General features: G+C 55.6%; 14 protein-coding genes. 11 read left to right on the top strand and 3 right to left on the bottom strand.

Annotated elements, in window-relative coordinates:
• The first annotated feature begins 13 nt into the window (after positions 1–13).
• The 6 genes from ACOTZC_RS04915 to ACOTZC_RS04890 all read left to right on the top strand — a co-directional run bounded on the left by ACOTZC_RS04915 (position 14) and on the right by ACOTZC_RS04890 (position 4308).
• Positions 14–736 carry a DUF969 domain-containing protein gene (locus ACOTZC_RS04915; protein WP_045399817.1) on the top strand — a complete coding sequence of 241 codons (723 nt, stop codon included), beginning with the start codon at positions 14–16 and terminating at the stop codon, positions 734–736.
• Positions 733–1719 carry a DUF979 domain-containing protein gene (locus ACOTZC_RS04910; RefSeq protein ID WP_045399814.1) on the top strand — a complete coding sequence of 329 codons (987 nt, stop codon included), beginning with the start codon at positions 733–735 and terminating at the stop codon, positions 1717–1719. Before ACOTZC_RS04915 ends, ACOTZC_RS04910 begins: the two co-directional genes overlap by 4 nt.
• A 9-nt stretch (positions 1720–1728) precedes the next feature.
• The gene (locus ACOTZC_RS04905) at positions 1729–2724 is read left to right on the top strand and encodes a DUF2891 domain-containing protein (RefSeq protein WP_045399812.1); all 996 of its coding nucleotides are present in this window, start codon (positions 1729–1731) and stop codon (positions 2722–2724) included.
• 263 nt (positions 2725–2987) lie between these two features.
• Positions 2988–3389, top strand: a complete 402-nt coding sequence (locus ACOTZC_RS04900) for a polymorphic toxin type 44 domain-containing protein (RefSeq protein ID WP_226855163.1) — start codon at positions 2988–2990, stop codon at positions 3387–3389.
• Positions 3367–3801: a hypothetical protein gene (locus ACOTZC_RS04895; protein WP_047174359.1), complete on the top strand. Its 435-nt coding sequence runs from the start codon at positions 3367–3369 to the stop codon at positions 3799–3801. The genes ACOTZC_RS04900 and ACOTZC_RS04895 overlap by 23 nt, the downstream gene beginning before the upstream one ends.
• 21 nt (positions 3802–3822) lie before the next feature.
• Entirely contained in the window at positions 3823–4308 is a 486-nt protein-coding gene (locus ACOTZC_RS04890) for an Hcp family type VI secretion system effector (RefSeq protein WP_421635625.1), read from the top strand.
• Positions 4309–4347: 39 nt separating this feature from the next.
• Here the strand turns inward: ACOTZC_RS04890 and ACOTZC_RS04885 are convergent, their stop codons facing one another.
• Positions 4348–5748, bottom strand: a complete 1401-nt coding sequence (locus ACOTZC_RS04885) for an MFS transporter (protein WP_248162343.1) — start codon at positions 5746–5748, stop codon at positions 4348–4350.
• 117 nt (positions 5749–5865) lie between these two features.
• Here ACOTZC_RS04885 and ACOTZC_RS04880 point away from each other — a divergent pair, with 117 nt between their 5' ends.
• Entirely contained in the window at positions 5866–6771 is a 906-nt protein-coding gene (locus ACOTZC_RS04880; RefSeq protein WP_252040338.1) for a LysR family transcriptional regulator, read from the top strand.
• Between the two features lie 4 nt (positions 6772–6775).
• Here the strand turns inward: ACOTZC_RS04880 and ACOTZC_RS04875 are convergent, their stop codons facing one another.
• Positions 6776–8230, bottom strand: a complete 1455-nt coding sequence (locus tag ACOTZC_RS04875; protein ID WP_421635624.1) for a Cu(+)/Ag(+) sensor histidine kinase — start codon at positions 8228–8230, stop codon at positions 6776–6778.
• The gene (locus tag ACOTZC_RS04870; protein WP_252040340.1) at positions 8220–8903 is read right to left on the bottom strand and encodes a copper/silver response regulator transcription factor; all 684 of its coding nucleotides are present in this window, start codon (positions 8901–8903) and stop codon (positions 8220–8222) included. Before ACOTZC_RS04870 ends, ACOTZC_RS04875 begins: the two co-directional genes overlap by 11 nt.
• Before the next feature lie 162 nt (positions 8904–9065).
• Here ACOTZC_RS04870 and ACOTZC_RS04865 point away from each other — a divergent pair, with 162 nt between their 5' ends.
• The 4 genes from ACOTZC_RS04865 to silA are packed head-to-tail and all read left to right on the top strand — an operon-like array spanning position 9066 to position 15234.
• Positions 9066–10451: an efflux transporter outer membrane subunit gene (locus ACOTZC_RS04865; RefSeq protein WP_421635623.1), complete on the top strand. Its 1386-nt coding sequence runs from the start codon at positions 9066–9068 to the stop codon at positions 10449–10451.
• Between the two features lie 28 nt (positions 10452–10479).
• A complete protein-coding gene (cusF, locus tag ACOTZC_RS04860) occupies positions 10480–10821 on the top strand; it encodes a cation efflux system protein CusF (protein WP_213751212.1) in 342 nt (113 codons plus the stop codon).
• Positions 10822–10832: 11 nt separating this feature from the next.
• Entirely contained in the window at positions 10833–12083 is a 1251-nt protein-coding gene (locus tag ACOTZC_RS04855) for an efflux RND transporter periplasmic adaptor subunit (RefSeq protein WP_213751211.1), read from the top strand.
• A gap of 10 nt (positions 12084–12093) precedes the next feature.
• Complete coding sequence (gene silA, locus ACOTZC_RS04850) at positions 12094–15234, top strand: Cu(+)/Ag(+) efflux RND transporter permease subunit SilA (RefSeq protein ID WP_421635680.1); 3141 nt, start codon at positions 12094–12096, stop codon at positions 15232–15234.
• Positions 15235–15641: the final 407 nt, after the last annotated feature.

Raw genomic sequence — 15641 nt, 5'->3', positions numbered from 1 at the left:
TAGGGTAAACGTTATGGACGGTACTACGCTGTTGCCGCTGATCGGGATACCGATCGTGGTTATTGGTTTTGCACTGCGCTTCAACCCGCTGCTTGTGGTTGTGGTGGCGGGGCTGGCGACGGGTCTGCTGGTCGGTATGGATTTCGGGATGCTGCTGGAGACCTTTGGCGAAAAGTTCGTGAATAGCCGATCGCTGGCGACCTTCATTCTGATCCTGCCCGTGATTGGTCTGCTGGAATATTACGGTCTCAAGGAGCGCGCCCAGGCCTGGGTGGCGAAGATCGCCAGCGCCACCTCGGCGCGTATTCTGATGCTCTATTTTGTCGCCCGTGAAGGCACCGCCGCGCTGGGGCTGATGTCGCTGGGCGGCCACGCCCAGACGGTACGCCCCCTGCTGGCGCCGATGGCCGAAGGGGCGGCGCTGAACGAATACGGCGAGCTGCCGCAGCACATCCGTGACAAAATCAAAGCCCATGCCGCCGCGTGCGACAACATCGCGGTCTTCTTTGGGGAAGATATCTTTATTGCCTTTGGCGCGGTGCTGCTGATCGACGCGTTCCTGAAAGAAAACGGTATTCCGGGCATCGAACCGCTGCATATCGGCCTGTGGGCTATCCCAACCGCCATTGCGGCACTGGTTATTCATATGACGCGCCTGCTGCGCCTCGATGCCAGCATCCGTCGCGACGTGATGGCCTGGCGTGCTGAGCAGGACACGCAGGAGGCCGCGCAATGATGACGCTTATTACCATTAACCGCGTGTACTACCTGATCGGCTTCGTCGTGATGCTGCTGGTTGTGATGACCCTGCGCGATCGCGCCAATCCGAAGCGTTTTACTACTGCGCTGTTCTGGTTCTTGTTTGGCGGGATCTTCCTGTTTGGCGATCTGATGGTTCAGGAGCTGGGGAAATCGCTGGCGTACCGAATAATCGGCGGGGGCGTTATCGCTATCGCGCTGCTGGCGGGTTTTGGTCTTGTCGGGAAAGGGCACTATCAAATGTCGACCGAAGACGAACGTCTCGCATCGTCAAATCGGCTTAAAAACTGGCTATTCCTGCCGGCGCTGATGATCCCGGTGGTGACGGTTATCGGGACGCTGTTCCTGAAGGGCGTGTCGATTGGCGGCGTGTTCCTGCTCGATCAGAAACAGCTCACCCTCGCGGCGCTGTGCGTGGCCTGCGTGGCGGCGATCCTCACCGGCTGGTGGCTGACCAAAGGCACGCCGCTGCACGCCATTCGCCAGTCTCGTCGTCTTGTCGATACCATCGGCTGGGCGGTGATCCTGCCGCAAATGCTCGCCATGCTCGGCGGCGTGTTCGTGGCGGCCAACACCGGTGATTCGGTGCAGAAGGTGGTGAGCCTGTTTGTGAACCCGGATAACCGCTTTATGCTGGTGGTGATTTACTGCGTAGGGATGGCGCTGTTTACCATGATCATGGGAAATGCGTTTGCGGCCTTCCCGGTGCTGAGCGCCGGCATCGCCTTGCCGTTCCTGATTAACGTGCATCACGGCAACCCGGCGCCGCTGCTGGCGATTGGCATGTACGCGGGCTACTGCGGCACGCTGATGACGCCGATGGCCGCGAACTTCAATATCGTTCCCGCCGCGCTGCTGGAGCTGAAAGACAAATATCAGGTGATCAAGATCCAGATCCCGACCGCGTTAACCCTGCTGGTGGTGAACGTGTTCCTCATGTATTTCCTCGTGTTTCGCTAAGGAGCTGTTATGGAATTAACGCAACATCAGGCCGACGCGTTTGCCCGCATGCCTTTAACCTATTTGCGACAGGAATATCCGAACCACATCATGCACCTGCTGAATGATGATGGCGACGTACTGCCGCCGCGCGAGCTGCACCCGGTTTTCTACGGCTGTTTCGACTGGCACTCGGCGGTACACGGCTACTGGCTGCTGCTGCGCTGCCTGCGCCTCTACCCGGCGCTGCCGTGCCGGGACGCGATCGTCGCGCTTGTCGACGAGCATCTGACCGAAGAGAACGTGGCGAAGGAGCTGGCCTATTTCACCGCGCCGTTCCGCGCCTCGTTTGAGCGCCCGTATGGCTACGGCTGGCTGCTGGCGCTGGCCCAGGAGCTAAAGCAGTCGTCGCTGCCGCAGGCCGCGGTCTGGTATCAAACGCTGGAGCCTTTAACCCAGGATATTCGCGACAGGCTGGTGGATTATCTCGGCAAGCTCACCTATCCGATCCGCGTCGGGACGCACTACAACACGGCGTTTGCCCTGGCGCTGGCGCTGGATTACGCCCGCGCCGTGGAAGATAGCGCGCTCGAACAGGCGATTGTGACGGCGGCGGAGCGGTTTTATCTCGCCGACACGCGTTATCCGGCCCACTACGAGCCCGGCGGTGATGAGTATATTTCCGGGGCGCTGACGGAGGCGCTGCTGATGAGCAAGGTATCTGAAGACTTCCCGGCCTGGTTTGACGCGTTTCTGCCGGAGGTGGGCGCCGTTACGGCGCTGATGAACCCGGCGGAAGTCAGCGATCGTACCGACCCGAAAATTGCCCATCTGGACGGATTAAACCTCAGCCGCGCCTGGTGCATGAAGCATATTGCCAGAGCGCTTCCCGCTAACCATCCGGCGCAGCAGGCGCTGCGCGAGGCGGTAGCGAAACACCTGACGGCTAGCGTTGAGCATGTTGTCGGCAGCCACTACAGCGGCGGGCACTGGCTGGCGAGCTTTGCGCTGCTGGCGCTGGAGTAAACGAACGCGCCGTCTTTCTTGCCGGGTGGCGCTGCGCTTACCCGGCCTACATTGTGCAAAGCTTCCTTGTAGGCCCGTGCAAGCGTAGCGCCGTCGGGCGAATCAGGCTGATGCCCGAACCACAGGGCGCAGCCTAAATTTCTTTGATTTTTAATGCGATCAATACCTTAATCGGTTATTTTTCCGTCATTTGTCTTGAAACAGATATCTTTTTTACTATCGCAAAAGTGTACGATACGCGGCCATATATCCATGTGAAAAGAATGGTTAATATGGCTGTTATACCTTTGTTACCAAAAGAAGGAATCGCGCTCGCATTAGCAAACATGAGGATTGCAAGAGCGCATGGTATGAGTAGAAATATGGCTATCCCTACAACCTATCTTTGGTTTTATCAAAAAGTAAGAAATAAGGGGCCGTGGGATTACAAGCAAGGACACCCTGAGTTAGCAAACTTTGGGAACTTCAATTATGGTTCGGCTGGCTATGCTGCCGGGATACCATCAGAAACGTTATTGATGGGGGCAGGATGGGCGCAGGAAAGAGCTAAAACCTCCAAAAAGAAATGGAGGCACTGGTATCAAAAACCGCCATATGGGGATGATCCTCACGATCAGTTTTGGATAAGTCAAGGGATTGAATATGCAAAGAAACACGGTTATTAAACGGCTTCATTGTTTACTCACAACGATTTTATTGATCGTTGTTTGCGGGTTTCTGACATATCAATACTATTTTAATGCACCTCCTCGCGATAGCTTTGCCAGCAAACAGAAACTATCTGATACCGTCACACTGTACATAACAAAGTATGATGACGGAGGAGCTACGGTGTCGGATATTTACCGCTTCTATTTAGATAAAGACAAAAGCGGGAACATTATGAAGGCCCTTAAAGATCGATCGCCGTTCCTTGAAGCCAATACAAGCAATGTTACAGCTTCTGCTTATGGGAACACGGTAAATATAAAAATCACAGGTAAGGTTTATTCATTCACTAATTCGGATCTGTTCTATGCAGATGGTGTAGCGATCATGCCTGTAATTAACCTCATAGCAAATGGAATAAGAGATTAATTAGCATAAGGAGTTTTAGAAATGGCTGTACCAGTACACCTCTTTTTGAAAGACGATGGTGGAGCAATGATCCGTGGCGGTTCTGATGTTGCAGACCGTGAAGGAAGCATAGAGCTTAGAGATCTTATCCATAACCTGAGCATTCCAACAGATGAGGCAACAGGTAAACTTACAGGTACAAGGCAACACTCAGCTTTCAGTTTAACAAAAGCAATTGATTCATCTTCACCCTATCTATACAAAGCAGTGGCTACAGGTCAAACGCTTCAAAGTGCTGAATTAAAGTTCTATCACATCAATGATGCTGGTCAGGAAGTGGAATACTTCAATATTCTTATGGAAGGTGTGAAAGTCATTTCAATAACTCCAGTTATACATGATACAAGAGATTGTCCCGGTACTGGTCACCTGGAAAATGTATCTTTGCGATACGCAAAAATCACATGGAAAATCCTGGACGGAAATATTCAATACACTGATGCGTGGAATGAACGCCTTACAGCGTAGGCGTTATAAACGAGCAGCGCCGGAAGGCGCTGCAACAGTTTACGCTGATGCCCGAACTGCAGGGCGCAGCCGACTCACGCTAAATAACACCGATCCCGTTGAGGCTATCACGGCTATCCACAGCGCAAAATGCACGGCCCGGTCATGGTCTGATTCGGTCGTCGCCAGCAGTACGCCCACCGCGGCGGCACCGAGACACTGGCCGAATGTCCTCACAATCGACAACACGCCGGAGGCGTAGCTGGCATATTCCCGCGCCACGTTAGAGAGCATCTCCCGGTTATTGGGGCTCTGGAAGCAGCCAAACCCAATCCCGCAAACCAGGCTGCGCAGGCAGATGTTCCACGCGGAAGGATTGTCCGGCAGGGTGGCCAGCAGGACCAGCCCACCGACAAAAATCATCAGCCCGATTGTCGAGATTAGCGGCGCGGAAATCGTATCTGCCCAGCGTCCCGCATGCGGCGCGATCAGCACGATGCCAATTGGCCACGGGGTGAACAGCAGCGCGGAGACCACAGGGCTGTAGCCATACACGCTCTGAAACAGGAACGGCAGCGCGACAAAGGTGATGCCCTGACTGACAAACGAGGCCAGCGAGGTCAGCGCGGCGAGGGTGAAGCGCCCGTTGCTGAATATCACCGGGGGCAGTAACGGATGTTGCACGCGCCGGATACGCCAGGTAAAGGCGAAGGCGCTGACCAGCGCGAGAACGCCCCAGAAGACGGCCTGCCGGTTAATGTGTTGCGTCACGTGCTGAAGGCTGTCGGCCATCATGATCGCCGAACCTAACAGGACGGCGGAGAGCACGGCGCCCGGAGCGTCAAAGGAAGTGCGGTCAACGGCCGATTCCCGCGGCAAGGCCCGCCATGCCAGCAGCAGGGCGATGCTGCCCGGAATAAGGTTAATGGCGAACAGCCATTGCCAGCTCAGGGCGTCCAGTATGGTTCCGCCCAGCACGGGGGCAACTGCCGTGCTGGAGGCGATAAGCAGGGCGTGCAGCCCCATAATGCGGCCAAGCAGCCGTCCCGGAAAAACGGATCGCAGGATCGCCGGGGCGATACTCAGTGTGGCCGCGCCGCCGATGCCCTGCAGAATTCGCATCCCGGTTAACATTTCCGGCGTTGTTGCCAGCGCGCAGCCCAGCGAGGTGAGCGTAAAGGTGGCAAGCCCGGCAAGGAATACCCGGCGATAGCCCACGCGCGCCGCCAGCGCGGCGAAAATGGCCAGCGTCATCGCCGCTGACAGCAGATAACCGTTCGCGAACCAGACCGCCACGTTCGCGGGAACCTGCATCGCTCTTGCCATGGAGGGCAGCGCGATGTTGATCATGGTGCCGTCAAAGACGCCCATCAGCGTGGTGGTCATAACGGCGGCCAGGACCCGGGCGCGTTCATGCCCGGGTAAGCCTTCATCGCCGGGCAGGTTTGAAAATAGCGTCATCGTCGTTACTCCGCATAAGAATAGTGATGACGAAACTATAATCATGCGGTATACAGGGCGGAAGACGCAGCATTTGCACTTAATCATTGCATGTAACGCCATATCTGAGGAGCCACCGTGTCCGATCCTGATTTTAACCTTCTGGTTGCGCTCGACGTTTTGCTGGCCGAAGCCAGCGTGGCGGGCGCGGCGCGACGTTTGAACCTCAGTACCTCCGCCATGAGCCGCACCCTGAGCCGGTTACGGGAGGTGACCGGCGATCCGATCCTGGTACGGGCCGGTCGTCACATGGTGCTGACGCCCTGGGCCGAAGCCACGCGGGACCGTGCCAGAAGCGCCGTGCATGAGGCGAGGGCTGTGCTGCAGCCCTCCACCGACGCGCTGAAGGTGGAAAGTCTCGAGCGGCTGTTCACCATCAGAGCCAACGACGGTTTTGTGGTGGCGTTTGGGCCACTGCTGATTGCGGCGGTGGCGAGCGTTGCGCCCGGGGTGTGCATCCGCTTCTCGCCGAAACCTGAAAAAACCTCGCGCTATTTGCGTGAGGGGCTGGTCGACCTGGAGATCGGCGTGCAGAGCAATATGGGGCCGGAAATACGGCTGCAACGGCTCTTTCAGGATCGGTTTGTTGGCGCGGTGCGCAAGGGACATCCGCTGTCATTACAGCCTGACGTCAGCCTTGACGATTATGTCGCGTGGGGCCACGTGGTGGCCTCACCGGACGGATCGCTGCACGGGTTTGTCGATGAGGCGCTGGCGGAGCGCGGGATGAAGCGCAAGATCGCCAGCGTGGTGCCAGGGTTTCCGACGGCGTTATCCGTGGCGCTGGCCTCCGATCTGATTGCCATGGTGCCGGCGCTGTACCTGCTCAATCAGCCGATGAACGAGCGCGTACACGTCTTTGAACTGCCGTTTAAAACCCGGAGCATTACGGTGTCACAAATGTGGCATCCGCGCATGGAAAGGGATCCGGGGCATCGCTGGCTCAGGGAAAAGGTGCTGGAAGTGTGTCGGGCTGTGCGCTGACGCCTCAGGCCACTTTTCCCGGCACGGAGAGGATGAAGCGCGTCGATACCGCATCCGATTCCACGCAGACTTTTCCGTGGTGCGCGGTGACGATGGACTTCACGATGGCAAGCCCGATCCCGCTGCCTTCACCTTTGCGCTGCCTTGACGGATCGACGCGATAGAAACGGTCAAACAGCTTTGCCAGATGTTCCTGAGGGATCGGCGTCCCGGGATTTTCTATTATCAGTTCAACGTCATTCTCCTTTTTTCTGATGGAGACCGTCACCGCTTTTCCCGCTGGCGTATAGTGCAGGGCATTGGAGAGCAGATTATTTACTGCTCTTCTGAACATCTGCGGATCGCCCTCTATCAGGCAGGGCATCCCGTTAAATTTCAGCGTAACGTTGCGTTCTTCCGCCCAGGCTTCGAAGAAATCAAAGACTTTCATGACCTCTGCACTTAAATCAAACATCACCCGGTCAGGGACGAGCTGGTTATTATCCGCCTGCGCCAGGAAAAGCATGTCGCTGACCATCCGGGTCATCCGGTTGTACTCTTCAAGGCTGGAGTACAGAACATCTTCCAGCTCTTTCTGCGAGCGGTTCTGACTCAGTGCGATTTCAGTCTGCGTCACCAGATTGGTGATAGGCGTTCTGATCTCGTGCGCGATATCGGCAGAGAAATTGGCCTGGCGGGTAAAGACATCTTCAATCTTTTCGATCATATGGTTGAAGGAGATGACCAGCTGTTCCAGCTCAATCGGAACGCGTGTCGGCTCCAGTCGTGCATCCAGATTTTCGGAGGTGATGTTTTTAATGGCGTTGCTGACGTTACGCAGGGGCAAATGTCCCTGACGAACCGCAATGCGGATGACAAGAATAATCAGCAGGCTGATAACGGCGGCAATCGCCAGAAGGTTTTTTTTCAGCGCCTCAAGGTAGTGGAGATGAAAATTAATGGAGAGCCCGATCAGCATAATGTAGTTCTGGGGTTTGCCCTGAAGCGTCGCCGTGCCTGAGGAGGCGATAATCCGGTACGTTTCCATTTTCATGTCGGACCCGGCGTGCATGTTTTCGGCAGGGTCTTCAACCGTCCAGAGAAACACATCCTGTGCGCGACGGTGTTCGCTAAAGTTCGCCGTGTTCATTGCCGGGCGCAAAGCCGCCCCTTGCGCCGAGCTGAACAGGGTATTGCCCTGCGGATCCAGGAGCAGAACGGCCACGTTGCGGTAGCTGGCCATCGATTCTTTGATCTTGCTGATTTTCTTTTGATCGGGATCGGCCGGAGATTGCAGTATGCGGTGCATCGCGGTGCTGATTTGCTGCAGATCGCTGACATCCTGCTCGGCGAAATGCTTTTCAACGGAATGCAGCATAAACCAGGTAAAGGCGAAAAAGGCCAGTATCGTGGAGAGGCTGATGAAGAAGGTCAGCCGCAGGGCAAGTGAAAAAGGGCGCCTGGCAAGCTTAACGCGCATCCGGTACCTCCAGCATATAGCCCACGCCGCGCACCGTCTGGATCAGCTTCGGTTCAAAATCGTTATCGACTTTCGCGCGCAGCCGCTTTACCGCCACATCAATCGCGTTAGTGTCGCTGTCAAAATTCATGTCCCACACCTGGGAGGCAATCAGGGAGCGGGGAAGCACCTCACCCTGATGACGCATGAAAAACTCCAGCAGGCTGAACTCTTTGCTGGTTAACAGGATGCGGCTCCCGGCCCGGCTGACTTTTCTCGACACGAGGTCAACCGTCAGGTCAGCCACCTGAAGCTGGCTTTCCGCAATAACCGTATTTCCGCGCCTCAACAGCGTCCTTACCCGGGCAAGCAGCTCCGCAAAGGCGAAAGGCTTAATCAGATAATCATCCGCGCCCAGCTCAAGTCCTTTAACCCGGTGTTCAATCGTGCCGAGAGCCGTGAGTAACAGGATGGGCATCCCTTTACCGGCCGAGCGGAGCATACGGACAATATCCCAGCCGTTCACATCGGGCAGCATGATATCCAGAATCAGCAGATCGTATTCCGCGGTCATAGCGAGATGATAGCCGTTCAGGCCGTTATCCGCGTGGTCCACAACAAACCCCGCTTCAGTCAGCCCCTTACTCAGGTACTCACCGGTTTTCATTTCGTCTTCGACGATCAGTATTTTCATCGTGCTCCCCTGACTGGCTGCTGATGACATTCTAGTGAGCGTACCGCCGTTAACAATGACTTACGCTAAAAATGACAACATTGTCATTATCCTGTCACCCGTCAAACAGGATGCGTTCCGTAGAGTAGCCCTAAAACTACTCTGGACTTTATTTGAACCGTTATGTTCCTGTTAAAACGACTAAGCATCAGTACGGTATTTATTCTGGCAGGCTGCGTCTCGCTGGCTCCGGAGTACCAGCGGCCGGAAGCACCTGTCCCCCGGCAGTTTTCGCTCTCCCGTAACGGCCTGACGCCCGCGGCGGCTGGGTATCAGGACACCGGCTGGCGCAACTTTTTCGTCGATCCTCAGGTTGCGGGGCTGATTACGGAGGCCCTGAAGAACAATCGCGATCTAAAAATGGCCGCCCTGAAGGTCGAAGAGGCCCGGGTGCAGTTCAACGTGACGGATGCGGATCGCTACCCTCAGCTGAATGCCTCCTCGGGCATCACGTACAGCGGCGGGCTGAAAAGTGACAAACCCACCGCGCAGCAGTACGACGCGGGCCTTGCGCTTAGCTATGAACTCGATTTCTTCGGCAAGCTGAAGAACATGAGCGATGCCGACCGACAAAACTTTTTCGCCAGCGAAGAGGCCCGTCGCGCGGTGCATATCCTGCTCGTCTCTAACGTGTCGCAGAGCTATTTCAACCAGCAGCTGGCGTATAAACAGCTGCGCATCGCGCAGGATACGCTGACAAATTACCAGCAGTCTTATGCTTTCGTTGAGCAGCAGCTGGTGACGGGCAGTACGAGCGTCCTGGCGCTGGAACAGGCCCGGGGACAGATCGAAAGCACGCAGGCAGAGATTGCCAAAAGAGAGGGGGAGCTGGCGCAGGCCAATAATGCCCTGCAGCTGATCCTCGGCACGTATCGCGCGCTCCCGGGCGACGGAGGCATGAACGCCAGCGATGTCGCCCCGGTAAAACTGCCTCCTCATCTTTCCTCCGCGATACTGCTGCAGCGCCCGGATATTATGGAAGCGGAGTATCAGCTTAAAGCGGCTGATGCGAATATCGGCGCGGCGCGCGCCGCCTTTTTCCCGTCCATATCTCTCACCAGCGGGCTATCAACCGGAAGCACGGAGTTGTCCAGCCTGTTCACGTCAGGGAGCGGGATGTGGAATTTTATTCCTAAAATCGAAATTCCCATTTTTAATGCGGGCAGAAATAAGGCCAACCTGAAGCTGGCCGAAATTCGCCAGCAGCAGTCGGTAGTTAATTACGAACAAAAAATTCAGTCCGCCTTTAAACAGGTTGCCGACGCGCTCGCGCTGCGGGACAGCATTAACCAGCAGCTTGCTGCACAACAGCGGTATCTGGATTCGCTCCGCATCACGCTTCAACGTGCCAGAGGGTTATATTCCAGCGGCGCGGTCAGCTATATCGAAGTGCTTGACGCGGAGCGTTCTCTTTTCTCTACCCAGCAAAATATTCTCGACCTTATTTATGCCCGGCAGGTTAATGAAATTAATCTCTTCACCGCGCTCGGCGGCGGTTGGGTCGAATAACGTAATTTAATTAAACAGGAAAATAACCATGCGCAATTCACTTAAGGCCGTTGTATTTGGTGCGATCTCCATTGTGTTTTCTGCCAGCCTCCAGGCTGAGGTTCATCAGCACGAGATGATGAGTGCTGCCAGCGAAGGGACCTCAGAGCAGGTCATCACGGGAACCGGCATCGTGAAGGACATTGATCTCACGAATAAAAAAGTCACGATCTCCCATAAAGCGATCCCGGAAATTGGCTGGCCCGCGATGACCATGCGTTTTACCTTTATTCAGGCTGACGAGAGTATTAATGCCTTAAAAGTCGGCAGCCACGTGAATTTCTCGTTTGTTCAGCAGGGCAATCTCTCTTTACTCAAGAGCATTAAATAGCGAGACGCGGCATGGCCTCATTAAAAATAAAATATGCTGCCGTGATAGTCAGCAGCCTTATTGCGGGAGGGCTGATATCAGTGTCGGCATGGCAGGTTTTTCATTCATCTGTAAAAACGGAAAATAGCGCACCAGAAAGAAAGGTACTTTTCTGGTATGACCCCATGAAGCCAGACGTAAAATTCGATAAGCCCGGTAAATCGCCGTTTATGGATATGGATCTGGTACCGAAATATGCGGATGAAAACGACAATAAAAGCAGTGCCGGTATCCGTATTGATCCGACACAGGTTCAGAACCTGGGATTAAAAACGCAAAAGGTGACGCGCGGAACGCTGAACTATGCCCAGACCATCCCGGCCAACGTCAGCTACAACGACTATCAGTTTGTCATTGTGCAGGCGCGCGCGGAAGGCTTTGTGGAGAAAGTGTACCCGCTGACGACGGGCGATAAGGTGAAGAAAGGCACGCCGCTCGTTGATATAACCATTCCTGACTGGGTAGAGGCGCAGAGCGAGTTTCTGCTGTTATCCGGTACCGGCGGAACGCCGACGCAAATCAAAGGGGTTCTCGAACGGCTTCGGCTGGCGGGTATGCCGGATGAGGATATTCAGAGGCTGCGTGCGACCCGCACTATCCAGACCCGGTTTACCATCAGGGCGCCGATCGACGGAGCGATCACGGCCTTTGACCTGCGTACCGGCATGAATATTTCCAAAGATAAGGTGGTAGCGCAAATTCAGGGGATGGATCCGGTCTGGATCGGCGCGGCAGTGCCTGAGTCTATTGCTTATCTGCTGAAAGAGACCTCGCAGTTTGCGGTTTCGATACCGGCTTATCCGGATAAATCCTTCCCGGTTGAAAAATGGAGTCTTCTGCCGAGCGTGGATCCAACCACCCGTACGCTGCAGGTGCGCCTGCAGGTCGATAACAAGGATGAGCTGCTTAAACCGGGCATGAATGCCTACCTGAAGCTGAATACCCAAAGCCAGGAAATGCTGCTGATCCCCACCCAGGCCGTTATCGATACCGGCAAAGAACAGCGCGTTATTACGGTTGATGCGGACGGGAATTTTGTCCCGAAAAGGATCCACGTTCTGCATGAATCTCAGCAGCAGTCCGGCATTGGTAGCGGACTGGAAGAGGGGGAGTCGGTAGTGGTCAGCGGTCTGTTCCTGATTGACTCGGAGGCCAATATTACCGGCGCGCTGGAGCGCATGCGTCACGCTGATGCCGCTGACGACGCGCACTCTGGCCATTAAGGAGACGATGATGATTGAATGGATTATCCGGCGGTCGGTCGCCAACCGTTTCCTGGTAATGATGGGGGCACTGTTCCTCAGCGTCTGGGGCGCCTGGACGATTATTAACACGCCAGTCGATGCCTTGCCCGATCTCTCTGACGTTCAGGTGATTATCAAAACCAGCTATCCCGGCCAGGCCCCGCAGATTGTTGAAAACCAGGTCACCTATCCACTCACGACCACCATGCTGTCGGTTCCCGGCGCAAAGACCGTGCGCGGTTTTTCGCAGTTTGGCGATTCGTACGTGTACGTCATTTTTGAAGACGGCACCGATTTGTACTGGGCCCGTTCGCGCGTGCTGGAATATCTGAACCAGGTTCAGGGCAAGCTGCCTGCCGGCGTGAGCTCTGAAATTGGTCCAGATGCCACGGGCGTGGGCTGGATATTTGAGTATGCGCTGGTGGATCGCAGCGGAAAACACGATCTCGCTGAGTTGCGCTCATTGCAGGACTGGTTCCTGAAATTTGAATTGAAAACTATCCCGAACGTGGCCGAAGTGGCCTCCGTCGGCGGCGTGGTGAAGCAGTATCAGATCCAGGTTAATCCGTTAAAACTGGCTCAGTACGGCATTAGCCTGCCGGAGGTTAAGCAGGCCCTTGAGTCGTCTAACCAGGAGGCGGGGGGATCGTCAGTTGAAATGGCGGAAGCGGAGTATATGGTCCGCGCCAGCGGCTATCTGCAGACGATGGACGATTTCAATAACATCGTTCTGAAAACCGGCGAGAACGGGGTACCGATTTACCTTCGGAATGTCGCCCGCGTACAAACGGGTCCGGAAATGCGCCGCGGTATTGCCGAGCTAAACGGGCAGGGGGAAGTTGCGGGTGGCGTGGTCATCCTGCGTTCGGGAAAAAATGCGCGCGAAGTCATCACGGCGGTGAGAGATAAGCTTGAGACGCTGAAGGCCAGCCTGCCGGAAGGGGTTGAGATTGTGACCACCTACGATCGCAGCCAGCTCATCGATCGGGCAATCGACAACCTGAGTTCCAAACTGCTTGAAGAGTTTATCGTGGTGGCCATCGTCTGCGCCCTGTTCCTGTGGCACGTTCGATCTGCGCTTGTCGCGATTATCTCTCTGCCGCTTGGCCTGTGTATTGCCTTTATCGTCATGCATTTCCAGGGATTGAACGCCAACATTATGTCGCTGGGAGGCATTGCCATTGCCGTCGGCGCGATGGTGGATGCCGCCATCGTCATGATTGAAAACGCGCACAAACGGCTCGAAGAGTGGGATCACCAGCATCCGGAAGAGCAGATTGATAACGCCACCCGCTGGAAGGTGATCACCAATGCCTCTGTCGAGGTTGGCCCGGCGCTGTTTATCAGCCTGCTGATCATCACCTTATCCTTCATTCCCATCTTTACTCTTGAGGGGCAGGAAGGGCGGCTGTTTGGTCCGCTGGCTTTCACCAAAACGTACTCCATGGCGGGTGCGGCTGCGCTGGCCATCATCGTTATCCCCATCCTGATGGGGTTCTGGATCCGGGGTAAGATTCCCGCAGAGACCAGTAACCCGTTGAACAGGCTACTGATTAAAGCCTACCATCCGCTACTGATTAAGGTGCTCCGCTGGCCAAAAACAACCCTGCTGGTTGCGGCTTTGTCCATCTTCACGGTGATCTGGCCTCTCAGCCAGGTGGGCGGCGAATTCCTGCCGAAGATTAATGAAGGCGATCTGCTGTATATGCCGTCAACGTTGCCGGGCGTTTCTCCGGCAGAAGCGGCCGCGCTGTTACAGACCACGGACAAACTCATCAAAACCGTACCTGAAGTGGCCTCGGTGTTTGGCAAAACCGGCAAGGCCGAAACGGCAACGGATTCCGCGCCGCTCGAAATGGTGGAGACCACGATTCAGCTCAAGCCTGAGGATCAGTGGCGGCCCGGCATGACGATTGACAAGATTATTGACGAGCTCGATAAGACCGTTCGATTGCCCGGCCTGGCGAACCTCTGGGTTCCGCCCATTCGTAACCGCATCGATATGCTTTCGACCGGGATCAAAAGCCCGATTGGTATCAAGGTGTCGGGTACCGTTTTGTCGGATATCGACGCCACGGCGCAGAGTATCGAGACGGTAGCCAAAACGGTGCCGGGCGTGGTGTCTGCCCTGGCTGAACGTCTGGAGGGCGGGCGCTACATTGACGTCGATATCAACCGGGAAAAAGCCTCGCGCTATGGGATGACGGTGGGCGATGTGCAGCTCTTTGTCTCCTCGGCCATCGGCGGCGCGACGGTAGGGGAAACGGTGGAAGGCGTCGCCCGGTACCCGATTAATATCCGCTATCCTCAGGACTACCGGAACAGCCCGAGCACGTTAAAGCAGATGCCGATCCTGACGCCGATGAAACAGCAGATCACGCTGGGCGATGTGGCGGATATCAACGTGGTTTCCGGCCCCACGATGCTGAAAACGGAGAATGCCCGGCCTGCAAGCTGGATTTATATCGATGCCCGCGGCAGGGATATGGTTTCGGTGGTGAACGACATTAAGACGGCTATTAGTCAGAACGTAAAGCTGAGGCCGGGCACCAGCGTCTCATTCTCCGGGCAGTTTGAGCTGCTCGAACACGCCAACAAGAAACTGAAGCTGATGGTGCCGATGACGGTGATGATCATCTTTATTCTGCTGTATCTGGCGTTCCGTCGCGTGGATGAAGCGCTGCTGATCCTGATGACTCTGCCGTTCGCCCTGGTCGGGGGAATTTGGTTCCTTTACTGGCAGGGCTTCCATATGTCTGTGGCAACCGGCACCGGTTTTATCGCTCTGGCCGGGGTGGCAGCTGAATTTGGGGTGGTCATGCTGATGTATTTGCGTCATGCCGTTGAGGCTCAGCCAGCGTTGTCCCATCGGGACACGTTCACAGAACAGGCGCTGGATGACGCCCTTTACCATGGCGCCGTGCTGCGCGTGCGGCCAAAGGCAATGACCGTCGCGGTGATCATTGCCGGTCTGCTGCCCATTCTTTGGGGGACGGGCGCAGGGTCAGAAGTCATGAGTCGGATAGCGGCACCTATGATTGGCGGGATGATCACGGCGCCGCTGTTATCGCTATTTATTATTCCGGCGGCGTACAAGTTAATTTGGTTGCGCAGGCATAAAAAGCCATAAAAAAACCCGCCGGTAGCGGCGGGTTTTTTACGAGATGAACGCTTAGCGCGCTGTTTTAGCACGCGTCTGGCTGAGAAGCTTGCGCCAGGCACGATTATGTAGAGTAAACAGCAGCATCTTATAGAAGGGGGTGGAAAGAATACAGCTGCCGTTAATACCAGGCTTATCACCGCCAGCGTAAGGTGTAACCGCACGGCGCGCATGCTGCCTTTGCCAATCATAAACATCGTCACGCCGTTAAGGCCAGCGAACAGAAGGGCGATCAGGACAACCCAGACGAATACGTGTTCCGCTGGCTGGTCGAGTCCGGCGAGTACGCCATACCCCAGCCACAGCTGAGGAATAGCGAAACTGACAATTACCCCGAGGGTACTGATCGCCGCTGGAATACCCATGGTGTGTAGACC

This window comes from Enterobacter cloacae complex sp. SHL009, from assembly GCF_049237205.1.
Taxonomy (GTDB): Bacteria; Pseudomonadota; Gammaproteobacteria; order Enterobacterales; family Enterobacteriaceae; genus Enterobacter; species Enterobacter cloacae_M.
Note: the sequence above shows the minus strand (reverse complement) of the source record. Positions and strands in the feature narration are given on the sequence as shown.